Below are 18,793 nucleotides of genomic sequence, written 5' to 3'. Positions count from 1 at the left end.
TTTATATTTTAACTTTAATCACTATTTTTTTCAATAATCCTTCGCCAATCATCGCTGCGTGAACATCTTCGGGAAATAATATTGCAAATTGCTCTTCCTGTAATTCAAAAAACATATCCGGTTTATCATGAAAAAAGCGAACATCTCTTTCGTCGCTATAATCCCCATTTGGACTAATACATTTTTCTCTTGGTTTCCACGCAAAAGTTTCAGGCCCTTTTATCGAAATCTGAATGTCAATATTCTGATCGTGACACTCAAATCCTTTGATACTTTCTTCTCGAGTTGCTCCTTCGCCAATAATTACAATTACTTTTAAACCTTCTGCAATTTCAAAAGTGCCTTCTTCAAGTATCGTAATGTCATTTTGGTTTACATACTCAAATGCCTTTCTGAAATTTGGATGTAAATCGTAATATTTTGCTGCGTTGTGTAATGAATCTATTATCATTTTTTTGTTTTTATATTTTTAATTAATACACAGAAAGGTAGAAGTTTAAACTTAAATAAGTGTTTCGTTTTTTCTAAATTATTACAGGCGAATGTTAAAATTATTGCTGCATTTTATATCATCTTTAGAAAAAAAATTCGCCTTTGTGTATTAAAATAAATCAGTGTTAATCTGTTCAATCCGTTTAATCAGTGGGCAAATAAATTACCGAATAACTCTTCCGCCACTTGCACCATTCATAAGCGCCGTTACATCATTCACGCTCGATAAATTAATATCTCCCGGTATCGAATGTTTAAGACAAGAAGCAGCAACAGCATATTCAAGAGTTTTCTGATATGATTCTGGCCAGGTTATTAATCCGTAAATTAATCCTGCCATAAATGCGTCTCCGGCACCAATTCTGTCAACAATATGTGAAATCTTATATTCTTTAGATTTTAATAATTTTCCGTCGTTCCATAAAACAGCGCCAATTGTATTCGATGAAGCATTTGCATCGTAGCGCATTGTCGAAACAATTGTTTTAAGTCTCGGAAACTGTTTTTTCCATTTGCTAAAAACAGAATCAATACTTTCAGACTCTTCTATTTTTATATTAAGACACTTTTCAGAATCATCAGAACCGCCTAACAATACATCACAATATTGAACCAAATCAGGCATAATTTCAGAAGCTTTTTTGCCATATTTCCATAACGTTGGACGATAGTTTAAATCTGCAGAAATTGTTAATCCCAGTTTCGAAGCTGCTTCAAGAGCTTCTTTCGATAAAATAGCAAGATCTTCGGTTAAAGATGCAGTTATTCCAGACCAATGAAACCAATCGGCATCTTGAAAAATAGCTTCCCAATCAATCATTCCTTTTTTAAGATTTGCAAATGATGAAGCATCTCTGTCATATAAAACTTTCCCTGGTCTTTCTGATGCTCCTTGTTCAAAATAATAAACTCCCAAACGCTTTCCTTGTTTTACAGCAATTGGTTCTACACCATAAGATTTTAATTCGCTTAAAGCGGAATCTCCCAACTCGTTATCAGGAACTGAGGTTACAAATTTTACATCACATCCAAATAAAGCCAATGATGCGCCAACATTTGCTTCAGCGCCACCATAATGTGCTTCAAATGTTCTTGATTTATAAAGTTTTGAATGGTTAGGAGGCGAAAGTCTTAGCAGGATTTCGCCAAAAGTTATGATAGTTTTTGACATATGTGTAATTTTACGTGTACGCACACGGGTTATTGCAAATGTATATAAAAAGTTAACTAAAACAACTTATCTTTGATAAAAAAAATTAATTTTACACTCTTACAGAATCTTTTTAACTTAAAAACAATCAATATCATAACGATTAAAAAAATTGCAGAACTAGCCAATGTTTCGCCTGGAACAGTTGATAGAATTATCCATAATCGTGGTCAGGTGACTCAGGAGAATGTCGATAAAGTCAATGCTATAATCGAACAATACGGTTACAAAAGAAACATTCTGGCGAGTAATCTGGCGCTGAATAAAAAATTTCATTTTGTGGTTTTCTTGCCTAAATATGAAAATCTGGAATATTGGAAAAGCCAAATTAAGGGAATAGAAAAAGCGGCTGTAGAATTCAGTAAATTCGGAATTGTTCTGGATTATTTCTTCTATGATTTTAATACTGCTTCGTTTAAAGAAGCGGTCAAAAAAGTATTAGAATTTGATTGCGACGGATTGTTATTTGCACCAATTTTTTACGAAGAATCTGTTCGTTTTCTTAACGAATATGAAAAAAAGAATATTCCGGTTGTGATGATTGATTCGAATATAAAAACCAATCAGAATCATGCTTATGTTGGCCAAGATGCTTTTCAAAGCGGGTATTTAGCGGGAAGATTGATAAGTTTTGCTGTCAAAAATGAAAGGCAGGTTTTGATTTTTAAGATTACCAGAGAGATAGAAAGTACCTCTGTTTATTTGCAGCGTATTGATGGATTTTATTCGTTTTTTAAAGACCATGAAGAACTTCAGAACTTCAAATTTTCTGAAGTTACCATCAAAGATTCCGGAATTGATCAGTTAAATCTCGATATGTTTTCAGGTATAAATAGTGTTTTTGTACCCAATTCCAGAGCTTATATTGTAGCGCGATTTTTAGAGCAAAATAATATCAAAGGTGTCCGAATTATTGGTTATGATTTACTTAATGATAACATCGAATATCTCAATAAAGGTGTAATTGATTTCCTAATTAATCAAAGACCCGAAGAACAGGGATATATGGGAATAAATCATTTATACAAGAAATTAGTGCTTCAGGAACCCGTTGAAGACACACATTATATTCCGCTGGAAATTATATTGAAAGAGAATTATTTTCCGGCTAGGAAATAGTTTTTTGCCCACGGATTTGAGCGGGTTTTTGCGGCTTTTACACGGATTTGTTTTAATCTCGCAAAGTTTATCGTCACGATCTTTGTCAAAGTTTTAAACTTTGACAAAGATTTTGCGTAATCTTATCCACAATCAAAGTCATTGCGAGGAACGAAGCAACCACATTTGCTAAATCAAACTTTGTGTCTCATTGTTAGCGAGGTTGCTTTGTTCCTCGCAATGACATTAAATGCGAATAAAAACAAAAAAAATCCGCGTAAAACCAGTTAAAACCCGCTCAAATCCGTGGGCAAAAATATTACTTTTTCACCTTCACAATAAGAGGATTATTTATCTTACTTGCAAACGAACTCAAATAAGCTTCCCATTCTTGTTTAGTTTGAAACGGACTTCCTTTTTTCCATCCAAAACCAACATAATAAACGACTTTATTGTTCTTAACGGTTAAGTTTCCGTATAAGTTGCTTAGGTCTTTATCATTCGTAATATAGTTGTCAAATCCGGTTAAAGTACCTTTTGCAGCAACCAAACCGGTTCCTAATTCTGAATCATCAAGAGGTTCCCAATGGCTTAACCAACCTTCTTTGATGTTGGTTCCAATAGTTCCTTTTTTGTCGTGAAGCGTTAATCCGGCAGCGATTTCTTTTGTGCCTTTAATATTGATTTCGAAGCGAGAAAGATAACTTCCGTAATCGAGACTAATTAGTTTAGATTCAGTTATTTTATTGCCTTTTGCATCCCAATTTGCGTAAGTCAGGATAAAACTCGTTCTGATTGGTCCTGTCGTAATGGTTTTCCAAGTGGTGAAATTCTTAGAAAAATAGTATTTATTATCCACTTTAACGGCAATTCCGCCGACGCCACGACTATCTCCAACATGAAAATTATCCAAACCTTCGCCAGTATCTTTATGGTAAGTTCCCGTTCCTAAAGTTGCTTTTTCGTACCATTTATTGATAATTGGATAATCGACTCTTTTTAACCAAGCATCGATTCCGCTGGTTAAAGTTCCGCCTTCAACATGATCTTCGACCATTTTTTGCGCAACCGGGCCATAAGTTCTAAAAGCTACTTTATTGTTTTCCCAGGCATAATCATCCGTTCTTTCCGGAACAAATCTGGAATAACAGTTTATAATTTTTGTTGCATCAGGATTTGTAGCTATCAAAACCTGAAAGTCTTTTTTTGAAGATGCAGCAATTTTAGGCTGAAATAATAATAAATCCGAATTGCCATCGCCATCAGTATCGACAACCTGAGTTTCTAAAAACGTACTTGTGCCGCTTTCTTTAACCGAATAATCTTCAAGTTTAGCCGAAGAAGGCAAACCAAGAGATTTTTTAGTCAGTTCGATCGTTTCAAATTCCCTGTCAATAGCAAGAGAATTGGTAATAGTTATGGTTTTATTTTGCGAATGAACGGCAAAACTACTTACCAGAATTGCGGTTAATAATAGATTTTTTTTCAAAATTTGAGGTTTTAGTTTTCGTTAGAAGGTTTACCAATTGTAGCGAGAATTCCCCCGTCAACATACAAAATGTGACCGTTTACAAAATCACTTGCTTTAGAAGACAAAAATATTGCTGCTCCGGCCAAATCGCTTGGATCGCCCCATTTTGCAGCAGGAGTTCTGCTTATGATAAAATCGTTAAACGGATGTCCGTCAACGCGGATAGGTTTTGTTTGTTCGGTGGCGAAATATCCGGGACCAATTCCGTTGATTTGTACGTTGTATTTTGCCCATTCTGTTGCCATGTTTTTGGTCAGCATTTTCAATCCGCCTTTTGCAGCAGCATAAGCTCCAACGGTATTTCGACCCAATTCGCTCATCATCGAACAAATGTTGATGATTTTCCCTTGACGTCTTTCAATCATTCCTTTGGCAACATGTTTTGAAACAATAAAAGGCGAAACCAAATCAATATCAATTACTTCTTTGAAATCGGCAACTTCCATTTCGATAAGCGGTATTCTTTTGATGATTCCGGCATTATTAATCAGGATTGCAATTGGTCCAACTTCACTTTCAATCTTCTGAATTGCGGTTATAACTTCTTTTTCATCGGTTACATTAAATTTATATCCGATTGCATTAATTCCTTCATTTTTAAGTTCAGCTACAGCATCATCAATTTTTTGTTGTGAAGAATTTCCGTTTACGATAATTGTCGCTCCGGCTTGACCTAATCCTTTTGCCATTGCCATTCCAAGTCCGTGTGTACTTCCTGTAATTAAGGCGATTTTACCTTTTATATCAAATAAGTTTGTCATAATTCTTATCTTAAATCAGTGATTTTAGCAACATCCATATCTCCATAATCTAAGTTTTCGCCAGCCATTCCCCAGATAAAAGTATAATTTGAAGTTCCAGATCCCGAGTGAATTGACCAAGGCGGAGAAATTACCGCTTGATGATTGTTCATCCAAATATGACGTGTTTCCTGAGGTTCTCCCATAAAATGACAAACAGCCTGATTTTCCGGAATATCCAAGTAGAAATATACTTCCATACGGCGATCGTGAACGTGTGCCGGCATAGTATTCCAAACACTTCCGGGTTTTAATTCCGTCATTCCCATTTGCAATTGGCAAGTTGTTACGATTCCGCCAATAATCATTTGGTTTACCGTTCTGTGATTCGCCGTTTCCATTGTTCCCAGTTGTAATTTATTGGCTTCAGCCAAACTCACTTTTTTAATTGGATGTTGTGTGTGGGCTGGAGCCGAATTTAAATAATATAAAGCAGGATTTTCAGCATCATCACTTTTGAAGATTACTTCTTTATTTCCACTTCCAATATAAAGTGCGTCTTTATGACCTAATTCATACGAAATTCCATCAACTTCAACCGAACCTTTTGCACCAACATTAATGATTCCTAATTCTCTTCTTTCAAGAAAATAAGAAGCTTTGAGCGGATCAATAGTTTCCAATTTTAAAGGCGAAACTGGAACTGCTGAACCTGCAATATAACGATCGTAATGAGAATAAGTAAGGGCGATTTCTCCCTTTTTCATTAGATTATCAATTAAAAATTCGGCTCTTAATTGTGTAGTGTCGTATTGTTTTACAGCTTGCGGACTTGAAGCATATCGTGATTCGTAGGATATTGACATTTGTTTTTTGTTTTGAGTTCAATGTGAATTTTATAACTCTATAAAAATACAAATCAATTATTTAATAAAAATACATTATTGGTATAAAAACGTCCAAAAGCTTGTGAATGAAATTGTTGTCTGTTTTACATGGATTTTGGGATGTTTCGTTTAATGTATTGAATTTTAGTGTTTTAATGATTTATTCGTTACTTTTAACTTATCAATTCAAATACCACAAAAAAATGAGAAATAGCTATTTATGGATTGTAATCATGTTTTTACTTTTCTCAAAATCCTTCGGCCAAGAGCCAATAAGTAAAGATGTGGAACAATGGAAAGAAAAACTAAAATCTATAAATAGTGAATTGGCGAATGCTTTTGTAAATAAAGACATCAATGTTGTCATGAAATATTATGATGACAAAGAGCCAACTTGCATGCCGGAATATTATACGGCGATATATACAAAAAACGGCATAAAATCCTATTATGAACAATGGTTCGAAAATGTTACGATAAATACGTATAAAAGGGATATTTATGAAGTTCAGTTAATCAAAAATTATTTAATTGAAATTGGAACTTTTACGAATAATTTTACCAGAAATGGAGGCGCTTTATTCGTTTATGAAGGAAAATATATGAATGTCTGGCGAATTGAAAAGAATCAGGATCTCAAACTTATTTCTGAAATCTGGGGCGCAAATAGTGCTGTTGATAAATCTAATTTTTCATTTTTAAAGCCACAAGCCAGTATTATGCCCAAACTTGGGGTAAATAAAGCAATATCTGATGAAGTAAATAAGCGTAATAAACGCATTGCCGAACTTGTCAAAAAAAGAGACGGCGAGAAACATGCCACAGAATTCTTTGAAAAAGATGCCATATACATGACATATGATACGCCAATGTTGGTGGGAATTGATAATATAAAACCTTATTTTCAGGAACACGAAAAGCCAAACGGTGTATCAATTGACGCTATACAAATAAGGGCAAGCACAATGATTGCGCTTGGTAAATTTGTTTTAGAATACGGTTACTATTACGTAGATGTTTCATGGGATAATAAAAAAGGAAGAGCAATTGTTACCGGAAAAAGCACCAATCTCTGGAAAAGAGATGAAAAAGGTATTTTAATGCTTTATCGCCAAATGGTCAATCACGATTAAATATTTGGGATTTATTTAAGTTTCTGAAGTTTAGTTTTCATCCTAATTTTTGTAATTTACATTCCAATCATCTGATTAAGTTGTCAGATAATTTAAAATTGTAAATAAAAAGTATGGAAGTTAAGTGTATTATTTTTGATTGTGACGGAGTTCTTGTTGATACTGAAAAGATTGGTAACGGAATTTTACTTTTGATGGGTGCCGAACATGGTTTCGAAATGAAATTGGAAGATGCGTATCGGGAGTTTAACGGACGTAATTTGAAGGAATGTTTTTTACATATTGAAAATGCAATTGGTAAAAAACTTCCGGATAATTTTGAAAGTGAATATCGTAAAAGAAGTTTCGAAGCCTTCAAAACACAGGTTAAACCAATGGAAGGCATAGTTGAATTCTTAAATAAACTTGAAATCCCATATTGTGTGGCTTCCAGCGGTCCTGTTGATAAAATCAGATTGAATCTTGAAGTTGCAGGTTTACTCGATAAATTCGAAAATAAAATCTTTAGCTCTTATCAAATTAATAGTTGGAAACCCGATCCCGGAATTTTTCTGCATGCCGCAAAAGAAATGGGTTTTGACGTTAAAGATTGCATTGTAATAGAAGACAGTAAAGCCGGAGTAATATCAGGAATAAAAGGCGGTTTTAAAGTCTATGGTTTTGCAAATGGTTATAACAATGAAGATTTAGAGAAAGAAGGTGCAATACTTTTTGATAGTTACGAAGAGTTATGGGATTTGATTTAAATTTTTGTTTCAAGTCTAAAATTTTGTTTCAGGTTTCAGGTTTCGTTACGATCGATTGAGTTGCATATTTTTTAAGTTCCGAAGGAACGAATTATATTGTAGGGATGGATTTTAATCCGTCCTACGCATCAAAATGACAAGATTGTATCTATATAAGCTTTGTCAAAGTTTTAAACTTTGACAAAGCTTGACATTGAGAAATTATCTAATTTTCTAATTGCCATATTATCTAATTTTTCTCCATTATCAAATTCCTTAATTCAAATGTAATTTGTTGCATTAAAATAAATTTTTATATATTTGAATATAGAGATTCGTTTTTTTAATGGCTTTAAGTTATCAAATTATAATTTCTAAAGCCTTAATAACCGACTTTATTTTGCCTTAAAAGCAACCTCTCCCCGGTAGTTGTTTTTAAGATTGTGGCACTCCGACACCACAAAATAACCTACACTCAGCAGCAAAATGACGAAAATTATAATTAGAATTTTAATTCTATACCTATACTTTGTACCCATAATTGGAACCGCTCAAATTAAGAAAATTGGAGTTCCTTTTATCACTAATTACAATCCGAAAACTTATAAAGCCGCTTCAGAAAATTGGGATCTTTTGCAAGATTCTAAAGGAATGATGTTTTTTGCCAATCATTTTGGAATCATGCAATTTGACGGCGTGCGATGGAATATTGTGACGCAACCCGAAAACAGAAGTATGGTTCGGTCGCTTGCCATTGATAAAAATAATCGAATGTATGTAGGTGCGCAGGGCGATTTTGGTTATGCGGTTCAGTTATCAAACGGACAATATAAATACATATCTTTAGTGAAATTAGCTTCTAATTCGGCTAAGAATTTTGGAGATGTTTTGCATACTGTTATTCGAAATAATGAAGTGATTTTTTTCTCTAATGAAGAAATGTTTATTTATAAGAATAATAAAATCAAGACAATACGCCCAAATTCAAAGTTTGATGAGTTTTTTGAAGTCAATAAAGAGATCTATGTTTCAGATGATGTAAAAGGATTATTAAAACTCAAAAATGACGGTTTGGTAGAAATTCCGAATAGCACTCAGTTTATCGGAATGAAGATTAGGAAAATTTTCGAAGTTAAAGATGGTTTGCTAATTCTGACACAGAAAAAAGGACTTTTTCTATATAAAAATAATCAGCTAAAACCATTTGTGACCGAAGCTGATGATTTGTTTAAGCAATATCAGATTTCGACCGGAATTCAACTTTCAGATGGATATTTAGGAATTGGAACGCGCCAAACCGGATTGATAGTCATTGATCGTGCGGGAAATTTAATTCAGCATATCAACAAGCAAATGGGATTGCAGAATGATTATGTAACGAATCTCAAGACAGATACAGCGGGCAATTTATGGGTGACTTTGAAAGAAGGAATTTCGATGATTCAGATTTCGTCACCATTATCACGAATATTGGATACTTCTAGTGCCGAAACCAAAATATATTGTAGTTTAATTTATCAAAACAAACTTTATATCGCTACAGACAATGGCGTTTTTTGGTTGGATTGGGAAGCTTATAAAAGTGGTAAAAATGAAAATGTACGTTTCCAGCATATTTCGGGAATGTCTGAAAATGTGTGGAATATTGGCATTTTTGGAAATTCACTTTTGGCTTTTGAAAAAAATGGAATTTTCGAAATAAAAGGAAATTCAGCGCAATTATTGGCTAAGACCGATGGAGCGTGGCAAGGCGCATTAATTCCGAATCATCCTGACTTATTGCTTGTTGGCGGTTATAATGGTTTGTATTTGCTAAAAACCATCAATAATTCGTGGGTTTATCAGCATAAAATAAAAGGTTTTGAAGAAAGCAGCAGAATTATTATAACCGAAAAAAATGGAAATATTTGGATTGCGCACGGCTATAAAGGTATCTACAAAATCAAGTTTAATGCAACATTTGATGCCGTTTCACATATCGATTTTTATAATAAGGAAGCGGGTTTTCCGTCGAGTTTGTTTTTGAATACTTTCAAAATAAACGATCAGATTTTGTTTGGAACAAGAAAAGGAGTTTACAAACAAGATTCTAATTCTAAGAAAATGATTCCTGACGCTCTTTTCAAAAAATACCTCGGATTGAAAAGCCATATTCGTTTGCTTAAAGCAGATAATCAAAATAATATCTGGTACATTTCCGGAGAGAATACTGGAAAAATGAGTCAGAAATCAGGAGGGAAGTTTGAGGTTGAAGAATTGCCTTTTAGAAAACTCAGATATTTGTATGTTCCTGGTTTCGAGAATATTCAAACAACTTCAAATGGCGATGTATTTTTTGGCACACAAGAAGGTTTGATTCATTATAATGCCATTAAAAACAAAAAGTATCAATCAAAATACAAAGCAATTATATCTGAGGTTAAATGTATTTTTCCTAAAGATAGTTTGTTGTTTTCGAGTAGATACGATGTGCTTCCAACCAATACGGAATCGGCAAACGAGAAGCTTTCTCCGGTTTTATCATATTCGAATAATGCGCTGCACTTTTCGTTTGCGTCACTTTGTTATGATGAAGCAGATGCTACACAATACGAATATTGGCTGGAAGGCTTTGAGCCAAAATGGTCGGATTGGAGCCTTCAAACGGAAAAAGAATACACGAATTTGTCTGAGAACGAATATGTTTTTCACGTAAGGGCAAAAAATATTTATGATGTTGTAAGCGAAGAAGCTGTCTTTAGATTTGAGATTTCGCCGCCTTGGTATCGCACAAGTTGGGCTTATATTTTGTATTTAATCCTTTTTGGAGTTTTGATTTATGCGATTATCAAGTATCAAAAAAATCTTGCCGAACGTGAACGTGAACAATTAATCCTGAATCAGGAAAAGGAATTGTTGCGAAATCGTGCTGAATTAAACGAGCAAAAATTGGCATTAGAACAAGAGAATATGACGATTATGAGAGAAAATCTCGAAACGACAATCAATCTTAAAAATGCAAAAGTTGCTTCGAGTACGGTGAATCTTATTCATTTGAATGAAATTTTGCTTTCGATAAAAGAACTCATCGGTCAAATTGATAAGAAGAATGATCCAAATGTAAATTTCAGTTTACTGACTAAAATCAACCGAATAATTGATCACGAATTAAAAGGAGATCAGCATTGGAACGAGTTTGAGGAGATTTTTAATCAGCTTCATGATAATTTCATGCAACGTTTAAAGACGAGTTTTCCGGAACTGACGCCACGAGATATGAGATTGTGTGCTTATTTGCGAATGAATTTCAATACTAAAGAAATTGCTCCGCTTTTGGGAATTTCTGTTAGAGGCGTTGAAGATACCAGATATCGTATTCGTAAGAAACTGCAGCTTTCATCTGAGGCAAATATCACGGAATTTATTTTGAATTTTTGATTTTTGTTTCATGTAGATTTTTTTTTCTCATGCTTTACTTCGTTTAGTTTGTCATTTCGACGAACGAGAAATCCTCGCAAGTAGCTCCGCAATCATGATCGTCAATCTTTGTAGAGTTTCTTGCGAGGATTTCTCGTTCGTCGAAATGACAAAAATGCGTAAAGCAAAGAGCCTTCGGCTCGATTTATATTGTAGGGATGGATTTTAATCCGTCCTTCGTAATCGTTTTATCTAACGTTTCAACGGATTAAAATCCGTTGCTACAAAATGGATCGTTCCTCTGGAACTTTTGGAAAGAGCCTTCGGCTCGATTTATATTGTAGGGACGGATTTTAATCCGTCCTACGCAATCATGATCGTCAATCTTTGTAGAGCTACTTGCGAGGATTTCTCGTTCCTTGAAATGACAAGATTGTGGTTATGATTGTCAAAAATTAATTGTTCAATTATAAAAAAAAAATCACCTCAATCTGCCTAAATCTTTTTAAAATCTGCGTGAAACAAAAATTTGAATCTACAAAAATATAACAAAATTCATGCTTTTTATTATTAAGTAAAATCTGAAGTGATTTTACGGGTTTTGCGGGCTATTTATTACATTTTTTTATAAACACCGTAGTCAAACCGTATCCCAAAATTGACCTTTTAGGTGGTTTATTTGTTAATATTGTCATCTTATTAATACAATAATGACTATTTCTTTGCGAGATATAGGATTTGTTGGGTTAATGGAACTTTACTAACAAAAAACTAAAAAAATGAAACAAAATGACCCTTTTTTCGGCCGACCACCGAAAAGCAATTACTATTTTTTAAAGAGGTGTTTTATAATGACACTTATTATGTTGTCTCCTTTTCTAAAACTTCAGGCCCAATGCAACACTTTAATTTGGTCTGATGAATTTAATGGCACAACTGTAGATGCAACAAAATGGCAAAGCATTACAGGAAACGGTTGTCCTTCTCTTTGTGGCTTCGGAAACGGCGAAGCACAGCGTTATGATCCTAATCAGGCAACAATTGTCAAGGAAGGAACGGATAGTTATTTGAATATTCAGGCTAAATACGAACCAAATGCAGCATTTCCGGCGCAACCGTATTCTTCGGCAAAATTAACTACTGAAGGAAAATATTCGATTAAGTACGGAAGAATCGAAGCTCGTATGAAATTGTCTAACGGAATGGGCGCTTGGCCTGCATTCTGGATGTTACCGGCAGGAACGTCAAATTGGCCTTTTACAGGTGAAATTGATATCATGGAAGCCAAACACAGAAATCCAAAATCCATTGATGGAACGATTCATTATGATGGCGGCGGTTATCATTTTACAGGAAGAAGTTACAATTCTCCAACTGATTTGTCTACAGAATTTCACGTTTATGCTGTGGAATGGGGACCAAATATCATAAAATGGTTTATTGATGGAAATTTATTTCACACTGCGACACCAAATACGACTGTAAATGGCGGATGGCCTTTTAACGATCAACAGTTTTATATTATTTTAAATCTGGCTGTTGGTAGCGCAGGAACGCCTTATACAAGTGTAAATGGCGCTGGTGTTGAACCAATTCCAGCTGATTTTCCGGCAAAACTGCAAGTAGATTATGTTCGCGTTTATAGCGGAAGTTTTACTTATGGAGTTTTGGGCGATGCAAAAGTATATAACAATGAAACGGGTAAAACCTATTCTATAAATACCATTGCTGGTGCAACTTACAACTGGACAGTTCCTGCGGGAGCAACGATTACCTCAGGACAAGGTACAAATGCGATTACTGTAAACTGGGGAACATCTGGGGGAGATGTTTCGGTAGCGACTACAGTTTCGGGATGTGCTGCAAATACTTATAAACTGGCTGTAACTACAGAAGTTCCTTTGCCGGTAGAAAGAATTTACGAAGATTTTCAAACGAATCGAAATATAGTTTACGGACTTAAAACTGGAGTTTTGACAGAAGCTGTTGCAAATCCGTCGGCTACGGGAATCAATACTTCGGCTTCGGTGGGGAAATATGTTCGTAATGCTTCTGAATTATATGATGTTCTGAATATCAAAAATGTAGTCATCAGTAATGCTAATGATTATGTTTATGGAAGAAAGAAAATCTCTTTTGATATTTATACTTCTGCGCCTGTTGGAACCAAAATTTCGATGCAATTAGAAAATAGTCTGGTTACGACGGCGACAAATTTTCCGTCAGGAAGACATAGCGGTTACAAAGCGACGACAACGGTTCAGAACAAATGGGAAACGATTGAATTTGAATTCGAAAAAGTAATCGATCCAAATACAAGCGCATTGACAATCAATAATGTGGTTTTTCTTTTTGAATCTAATTCGAATTCCGGAGCGACTTATTATTTTGATAATCTGCTGACAAAAGCTGCACCTGAAAAACCTATTATTGCGACAGATGTTTTACAAAACTACGACGGAATCAATAAAATTATCAAAGGAACTACAACCGGAACTTATTCTGTGGTTGCAAATCCTGGAACTAATTCGGTTAATAATTCTGCAAATGTGGCTAAGTATGTTCGTAATGTAACGGAACAATATGATGTGCTTTTCTTTAATACACAAAGTACGATTGAAGATGCCGGTTTATTGAAAAATCAGACGAATAAAATCATGATTGATGTTTATACTTCAGCGCCAATTGGTACGGTTGTAAGTCTGAATTTAGAAAACAGTGCAACATCACTTCCGGCAAATTATCCAACAGGAAGAAACAGTAATTATGTAGCAATCACAACGAAGCAAAATCAATGGGAAACGCTGACTTTCTACTACAATTCAAGTCCTGATGCGGGAACTTCAAATCTTGCGGTAAACCAAATGGTGATTTTGGCGAATTCAGGTTCTTATACAAACGACACGTATTATTTTGATAATATCAGAATTGGTTCTACTAAATTGCCGGATACTTATACGCCGGGAGTTGTGTACGAAGATTATCAAACGGTACATAATATTACTTTCAGAGACGCGATTGGAACTTATACGCCAAACACGGCAAATCCTAATGCAAGCGGAATCAATACGTCTACAAACGTTGGAAAATATGTTAGAAAATCGACTGAATTGTATGATAATTTTTCATTCAATACGACTTTAAACAATATTGGAGAATTCAAATCAGGCACTAAAAAGTTTGCAATGGATGTTTATACTTCGGCTCCGGTTGGATCTATAATTTCCTGGCAGGCAGAAAGTAGCGCTTCGATTCCGTCAAATTATCCAACGGGAAGGCACAGTATTTATCAGGCAGTTGTCAAACAAACGAATACTTGGCATACGCTGGTATTTACATACGCAAGTTCTCCGGATGCTTCGACTTTAGACAGCGAAGTAAATCGTTTTGTATTCTTGTTAGAACCGGGAACTAGCTCAGGAAACACGTATTATTTTGATAATATCAGAGCTGTAAATTTAGTTGGTACAGAAAATCCTCCGGCAACTTTGCCAGCTCCTTGGGTAAGTACAGATTTAGGTGCTGTTACTCCGGCAGGAGAAGCAACTCACGCTAGCGGAACTTTCACTATAAAAGGATCAGGAAATGATATTTGGGATACAGGCGATCAATTTCAGTTTGTGAACCAACCAATTACTGGTGATGCCGAAATTATTGCTAAAGTAAATTCACTTACAAATACCAATACTTACGCGAAAGCGGGCGTTATGTTCCGAGAAACTTTGACTGCGACTTCTAAACATGCGATGACAGATGTAAGCGCTGCAGCAGGTTTAGAATTTCTAACAAGAGATGCTGTTTCGGGAATTACAACTGCTACAGTAGCGGCAGGAACGGCTCCAAAATGGATTCGTGTTACAAGAGCAGGAAACGTGTTTACATCTTATACATCTGATAATGGAACTACGTGGACGCAACTTGGAGCGCCAAAAACAATTGCTATGGCAAATACCATTTATGCGGGAATGGCGGTAACTTCTCATGCAAACGGAACTTTGACAACGGGAGTTTTCAGCGATGTTATTGTTCGAAATATTACACCTCCAACTAACAATGTCAATTTAGCTTTAGCCAAAACTGCTACGGCTTCTACAGAAGAGAATGCGACTTTTTCTTCGGCGAAAGCCACAGATGGAGATGCAGGAACAAGATGGGCGAGTAGTTTTGCAAATGCAAGCGAATGGATTTATGTTGATTTAGGAAGCAATTACAACATTAATCGTGTGGTTTTGAAATGGGAAGCAGCTTTTGCAACTCAATATAAAGTGCAGATTTCTACTGATAATGTTTTCACCGAAAATGAAACTGTAAATACTCAAACGGCAAGTGACGGAGGAACAGATGATTTAACAGTAAGCGGAACTGGAAGATACATTAGAGTTTTATGTACCACAAAAGCTTTGGCTCCATACGGATATTCTTTATTCGAAATTGAAGCTTACGGATCTGCTTCTACAGCGAGAAAAGCTTCGGTTATTACTGAAGAAACTGCCGTAGAAAATACAACTTTTGCGATATATCCAAATCCGGCAAGTAGTTATGTTCAACTTTTATTACCTGAAAAATTAGACAATAAAGTCGTAACGATTTATGACGATGCAGGAACATTGGTATCTCAGAATAAATTTGATGCAAATACTACTGAAGGTGTAATTGATATTAGCAGACTTAGAAGAGGAATTTATATTCTGAACTTTAAATCTGACCAGAAAAGCTGGACTAAAAAACTGATTAAGCAATAACCAAAATACAGTTGGGTGTAATGATCCTTAATAGTTACACCCAATTTTTTATAGATTTTATTTTCTCATTCTTACTAATTAATTAAAAACGAGTTTATTAACCAAAACAATTAAACAATGAGAAATTTTAAATTACAAAAAAACATTTTTGCGGCATTGCTGTTGGCATTGCTATTTAATTTTAGTTATGCCCAAGGGCCAATACCGTTTACGATTAGCAATACTTCAACATTTAGCGACAGCGAATTGTATGTTGCCATCGTTGGTATTGATTATAATACAGGAAATCACGTTTGGGTCAATGCCAAAACAAGTCAGGTTTTGCCAATGAGTTCGTCTTATAATACGGTTACAGGACCAACGATTGGTGGAAATACCGGACCTGGACAAAACTCAAAATATGCCAATTGTTTTACCAAATTAAGCGAAATTCCCAATAAGACTTTTACGTTGCCACAAATTGCAGGTTGTAGAGTTTTTATTGCGAAAGGACAACAGTTGTATTTCTACTTTTTTGGTGCAAGCGGCGCTCCGTCAGGATATACGTCACCAAATCCGTTGAATGCTACAGATCCAAATCAGGGAATTTTGTATGAAATCATCGAATTGACGAATAATCAATACGGTTTCTTCGGAAATCCATCGAGAGTTGATTCGTATAAATATCCAATGGGATTAGAGTTATTTGGTGCCAATGGATATCAAAAACGTGTTGGTGAATTGAAGAAACACGCAGATATTGTTGCGGCTTTTAAAGCCAATGTTCCAGCTGAATTTCAAGGTTGTGTTAATGACGCAACGGGAGAAATTACGGCGCCTTCTAAAACGCCAGCTTTCGCCGATGGAACTGGAGGAACAAGCGTTGGACCACAAGCTAATTATTTGAAGTCTTATATTGATGCCATTTGGAATAAATACAAAAATGAAGATTTAATATTTTATGCCGGAGATGCCGGAGTTTTCAAAGGCCGAGTTAATGGTGAACAATTAGAAATGGTTGGGCAATCAGGAGGTTTTGTTGGTCGTACAGGACGTGTTCAAAACAGACCATCGACTCAGGAAGCACTGGAAGGAAAAGGAGTTTTGGACAGAAGATTGGTCGACGGAGATCTTGATCTTGTGATTCAGGCGCAATTAACCGCTGCCATAAACAGACATGTTGTAAATACGACAACGCCAAATCCGGGTCAGCAAAATTGGTACGATGCATCGAAATTTTATCAGGTGAATCCAACGAATCATTATTCTAAATTTTGGCATTTACCGGGAATAAGTGTTGACAATCTGGCTTATGGATTTGCTTATGATGATGTGGCTGATCAATCGCCATCGCTTCATTCGCCACAGCCAACTAAAGTTATTGCCAGTTTTGGAGGATATGCGGGAACGGTGCCTTCTGTGCCGGCTACAACTGATGTAATTACGGTTTATAAAGATTGTAATTATACAGGATTCTCAGGCGGATTAACAATTGGAGATTATAACTTGGCTCGTTTGAATACTTTAGGAGTTTTAAACGATGATATTTCGTCTCTAAAAATTACACAGGGATTTCAGGCGATTTTGTATCAGGATGATAATTTTACCGGAGCTTCAACTGTAATTAATTCTGATAATGCTTGTTTGAATACAACTTGGAATGATAAAGTAACTTCGATCAGAATTTTGGCAAACGGAACAACTACGCTAGGAAATCAAACTTTCTTTTTGCAAAACAGAAACAGTAATTTATACATGGATGTTTGGGGCGCGAGTTTGACTAATGGCGCTGCCATTAATCAAGGTGCTTTAAACTCAGGAAACAATCAAAAATTTACATTAACACATTTAGGCGATGGTTTGTATAAAATTATTGCAAATCACAGCGGACAATCTCTTGATGTAAACAATTTCAATAAAGCAAATGGAGCACATGTAGAGCAATATCCATACAATGCAACAACGAATCAGCAATTTGTATTGGTTTCTACAGGAGATGGATTTTATAAAATTGTAGCCAGACATAGTGGTAGAATTGTTGAAGTTGCAGGAGCAAGTACGGCTTCGGGCGCAGTTGTTCAGCAATGGGATAATAACAATCAAACTTGCGGACAATGGAAATTGGTTCCGGCAACAAGTTCTCAAACATCAGTTTTAATTCAAGCCGAAGATTACTCAGCAATGAGCGGAATTCAGGTTGAAGCAACAACAGATACAGGCGGAGGTTCAAATGTTGGTTATACCGAAACTGGAGATTGGTTGGCTTACAATAGTATTAATTTCCCAACGACAGGATCTTATTTAATCGAATATCGTGTTGCAAGTGCTGTAGCGGGAGGTAGATTATCATCGGATTTAAACGGAGGAACAATTGTATTAGGCAGTGTTGATATTCCGAATACTGGAGGATGGCAAAACTGGCAAACGGTTTCGCAAACTGTAAATGTGAATGCAGGAACATACAATTTTGGAATCTACATTCAAAATACGGGAATGAATATCAACTGGATTAAAATTACAAAAACAGGTTCAAGTGCAAAAGTGGCTTCGGCTGCAATTGAAGAAGAAACAGTTGAAACGGATTTAAATGTATATCCAAGTCCGGTAGAAAATACACTTTTTGTATCCACAAATGTTATTGGAGGAAACTTCAGTATTGTAGATTCTCAAACTGGAAATATTGTTTCAAAACAGAAATTATCAAATAATAGTATAGATGTTTCACATTTAAGAAGAGGCGTTTATCTGGTAGTTTTTGAAAAAGACGGTACAAAAACGATTAAGCGTTTTATTAAAAAATAGTTTTAAAGCAAATTTTAGATTTAAGACTTTAGATTTCAGATTTGTTGTTCGAATCAAA

General features: G+C 35.3%; 11 protein-coding genes. 6 read left to right on the top strand and 5 right to left on the bottom strand.

Going from position 1 to position 18,793, the window contains the following annotated elements:
* Position 1: 1 nt before the first annotated feature.
* Together CLU81_RS01450 and CLU81_RS01445 are read right to left on the bottom strand one after the other, a co-directional pair.
* The gene (locus CLU81_RS01450) at positions 2 to 451 is read right to left on the bottom strand and encodes a YhcH/YjgK/YiaL family protein (protein ID WP_099708199.1); all 450 of its coding nucleotides are present in this window, start codon (positions 449 to 451) and stop codon (positions 2 to 4) included.
* 204 nt (positions 452 to 655) lie between these two features.
* On the bottom strand, positions 656 to 1,663 hold the full coding sequence (locus tag CLU81_RS01445; protein ID WP_099708198.1) for a sugar kinase: 1,008 nt from the start codon (positions 1,661 to 1,663) through the stop codon (positions 656 to 658).
* 72 nt (positions 1,664 to 1,735) lie between these two features.
* Between CLU81_RS01445 and CLU81_RS01440 the strand changes: the two genes are divergently transcribed.
* Entirely contained in the window at positions 1,736 to 2,821 is a 1,086-nt protein-coding gene (locus CLU81_RS01440; protein ID WP_233209629.1) for a LacI family DNA-binding transcriptional regulator, read from the top strand.
* Positions 2,822 to 3,119: 298 nt separating this feature from the next.
* Here the strand turns inward: CLU81_RS01440 and CLU81_RS01435 are convergent, their stop codons facing one another.
* The 3 genes from CLU81_RS01435 to kduI are packed head-to-tail and all read right to left on the bottom strand — an operon-like array spanning position 3,120 to position 5,937.
* Positions 3,120 to 4,289: a DUF4861 family protein gene (locus CLU81_RS01435; RefSeq protein ID WP_099708197.1), complete on the bottom strand. Its 1,170-nt coding sequence runs from the start codon at positions 4,287 to 4,289 to the stop codon at positions 3,120 to 3,122.
* Between the two features lie 11 nt (positions 4,290 to 4,300).
* On the bottom strand, positions 4,301 to 5,092 hold the full coding sequence (locus CLU81_RS01430; protein WP_099708196.1) for a gluconate 5-dehydrogenase: 792 nt from the start codon (positions 5,090 to 5,092) through the stop codon (positions 4,301 to 4,303).
* 5 nt (positions 5,093 to 5,097) lie between these two features.
* Positions 5,098 to 5,937: a 5-dehydro-4-deoxy-D-glucuronate isomerase gene (gene kduI, locus CLU81_RS01425; RefSeq protein ID WP_099708195.1), complete on the bottom strand. Its 840-nt coding sequence runs from the start codon at positions 5,935 to 5,937 to the stop codon at positions 5,098 to 5,100.
* A 107-nt stretch (positions 5,938 to 6,044) separates the two neighbouring features.
* On the opposite strand from kduI, the gene CLU81_RS01420 reads away from it, so the two are divergent.
* From CLU81_RS01420 to CLU81_RS01400, 5 genes are all read left to right on the top strand, one after another.
* A complete protein-coding gene (locus tag CLU81_RS01420) occupies positions 6,045 to 7,091 on the top strand; it encodes a nuclear transport factor 2 family protein (protein WP_099708194.1) in 1,047 nt (348 codons plus the stop codon).
* 113 nt (positions 7,092 to 7,204) lie between these two features.
* Entirely contained in the window at positions 7,205 to 7,837 is a 633-nt protein-coding gene (locus CLU81_RS01415; protein ID WP_099708193.1) for an HAD family phosphatase, read from the top strand.
* Positions 7,838 to 8,302: 465 nt separating this feature from the next.
* Positions 8,303 to 11,233, top strand: coding sequence for a triple tyrosine motif-containing protein (locus tag CLU81_RS01410; protein WP_099708192.1), 2,931 nt, complete (start codon positions 8,303 to 8,305; stop codon positions 11,231 to 11,233).
* A gap of 830 nt (positions 11,234 to 12,063) precedes the next feature.
* Positions 12,064 to 15,954 carry a family 16 glycosylhydrolase gene (locus tag CLU81_RS01405; RefSeq protein ID WP_233209628.1) on the top strand — a complete coding sequence of 1,297 codons (3,891 nt, stop codon included), beginning with the start codon at positions 12,064 to 12,066 and terminating at the stop codon, positions 15,952 to 15,954.
* Between the two features lie 117 nt (positions 15,955 to 16,071).
* Positions 16,072 to 18,735, top strand: coding sequence for a beta-1,3-glucanase family protein (locus CLU81_RS01400; protein ID WP_099708190.1), 2,664 nt, complete (start codon positions 16,072 to 16,074; stop codon positions 18,733 to 18,735).
* The last annotated feature ends 58 nt before the right edge of the window (positions 18,736 to 18,793 follow it).

The sequence above is a fragment of the Flavobacterium sp. 9 genome (assembly GCF_002754195.1).
Taxonomy (GTDB): Bacteria; Bacteroidota; Bacteroidia; order Flavobacteriales; family Flavobacteriaceae; genus Flavobacterium.
Note: the sequence above shows the minus strand (reverse complement) of the source record. Positions and strands in the feature narration are given on the sequence as shown.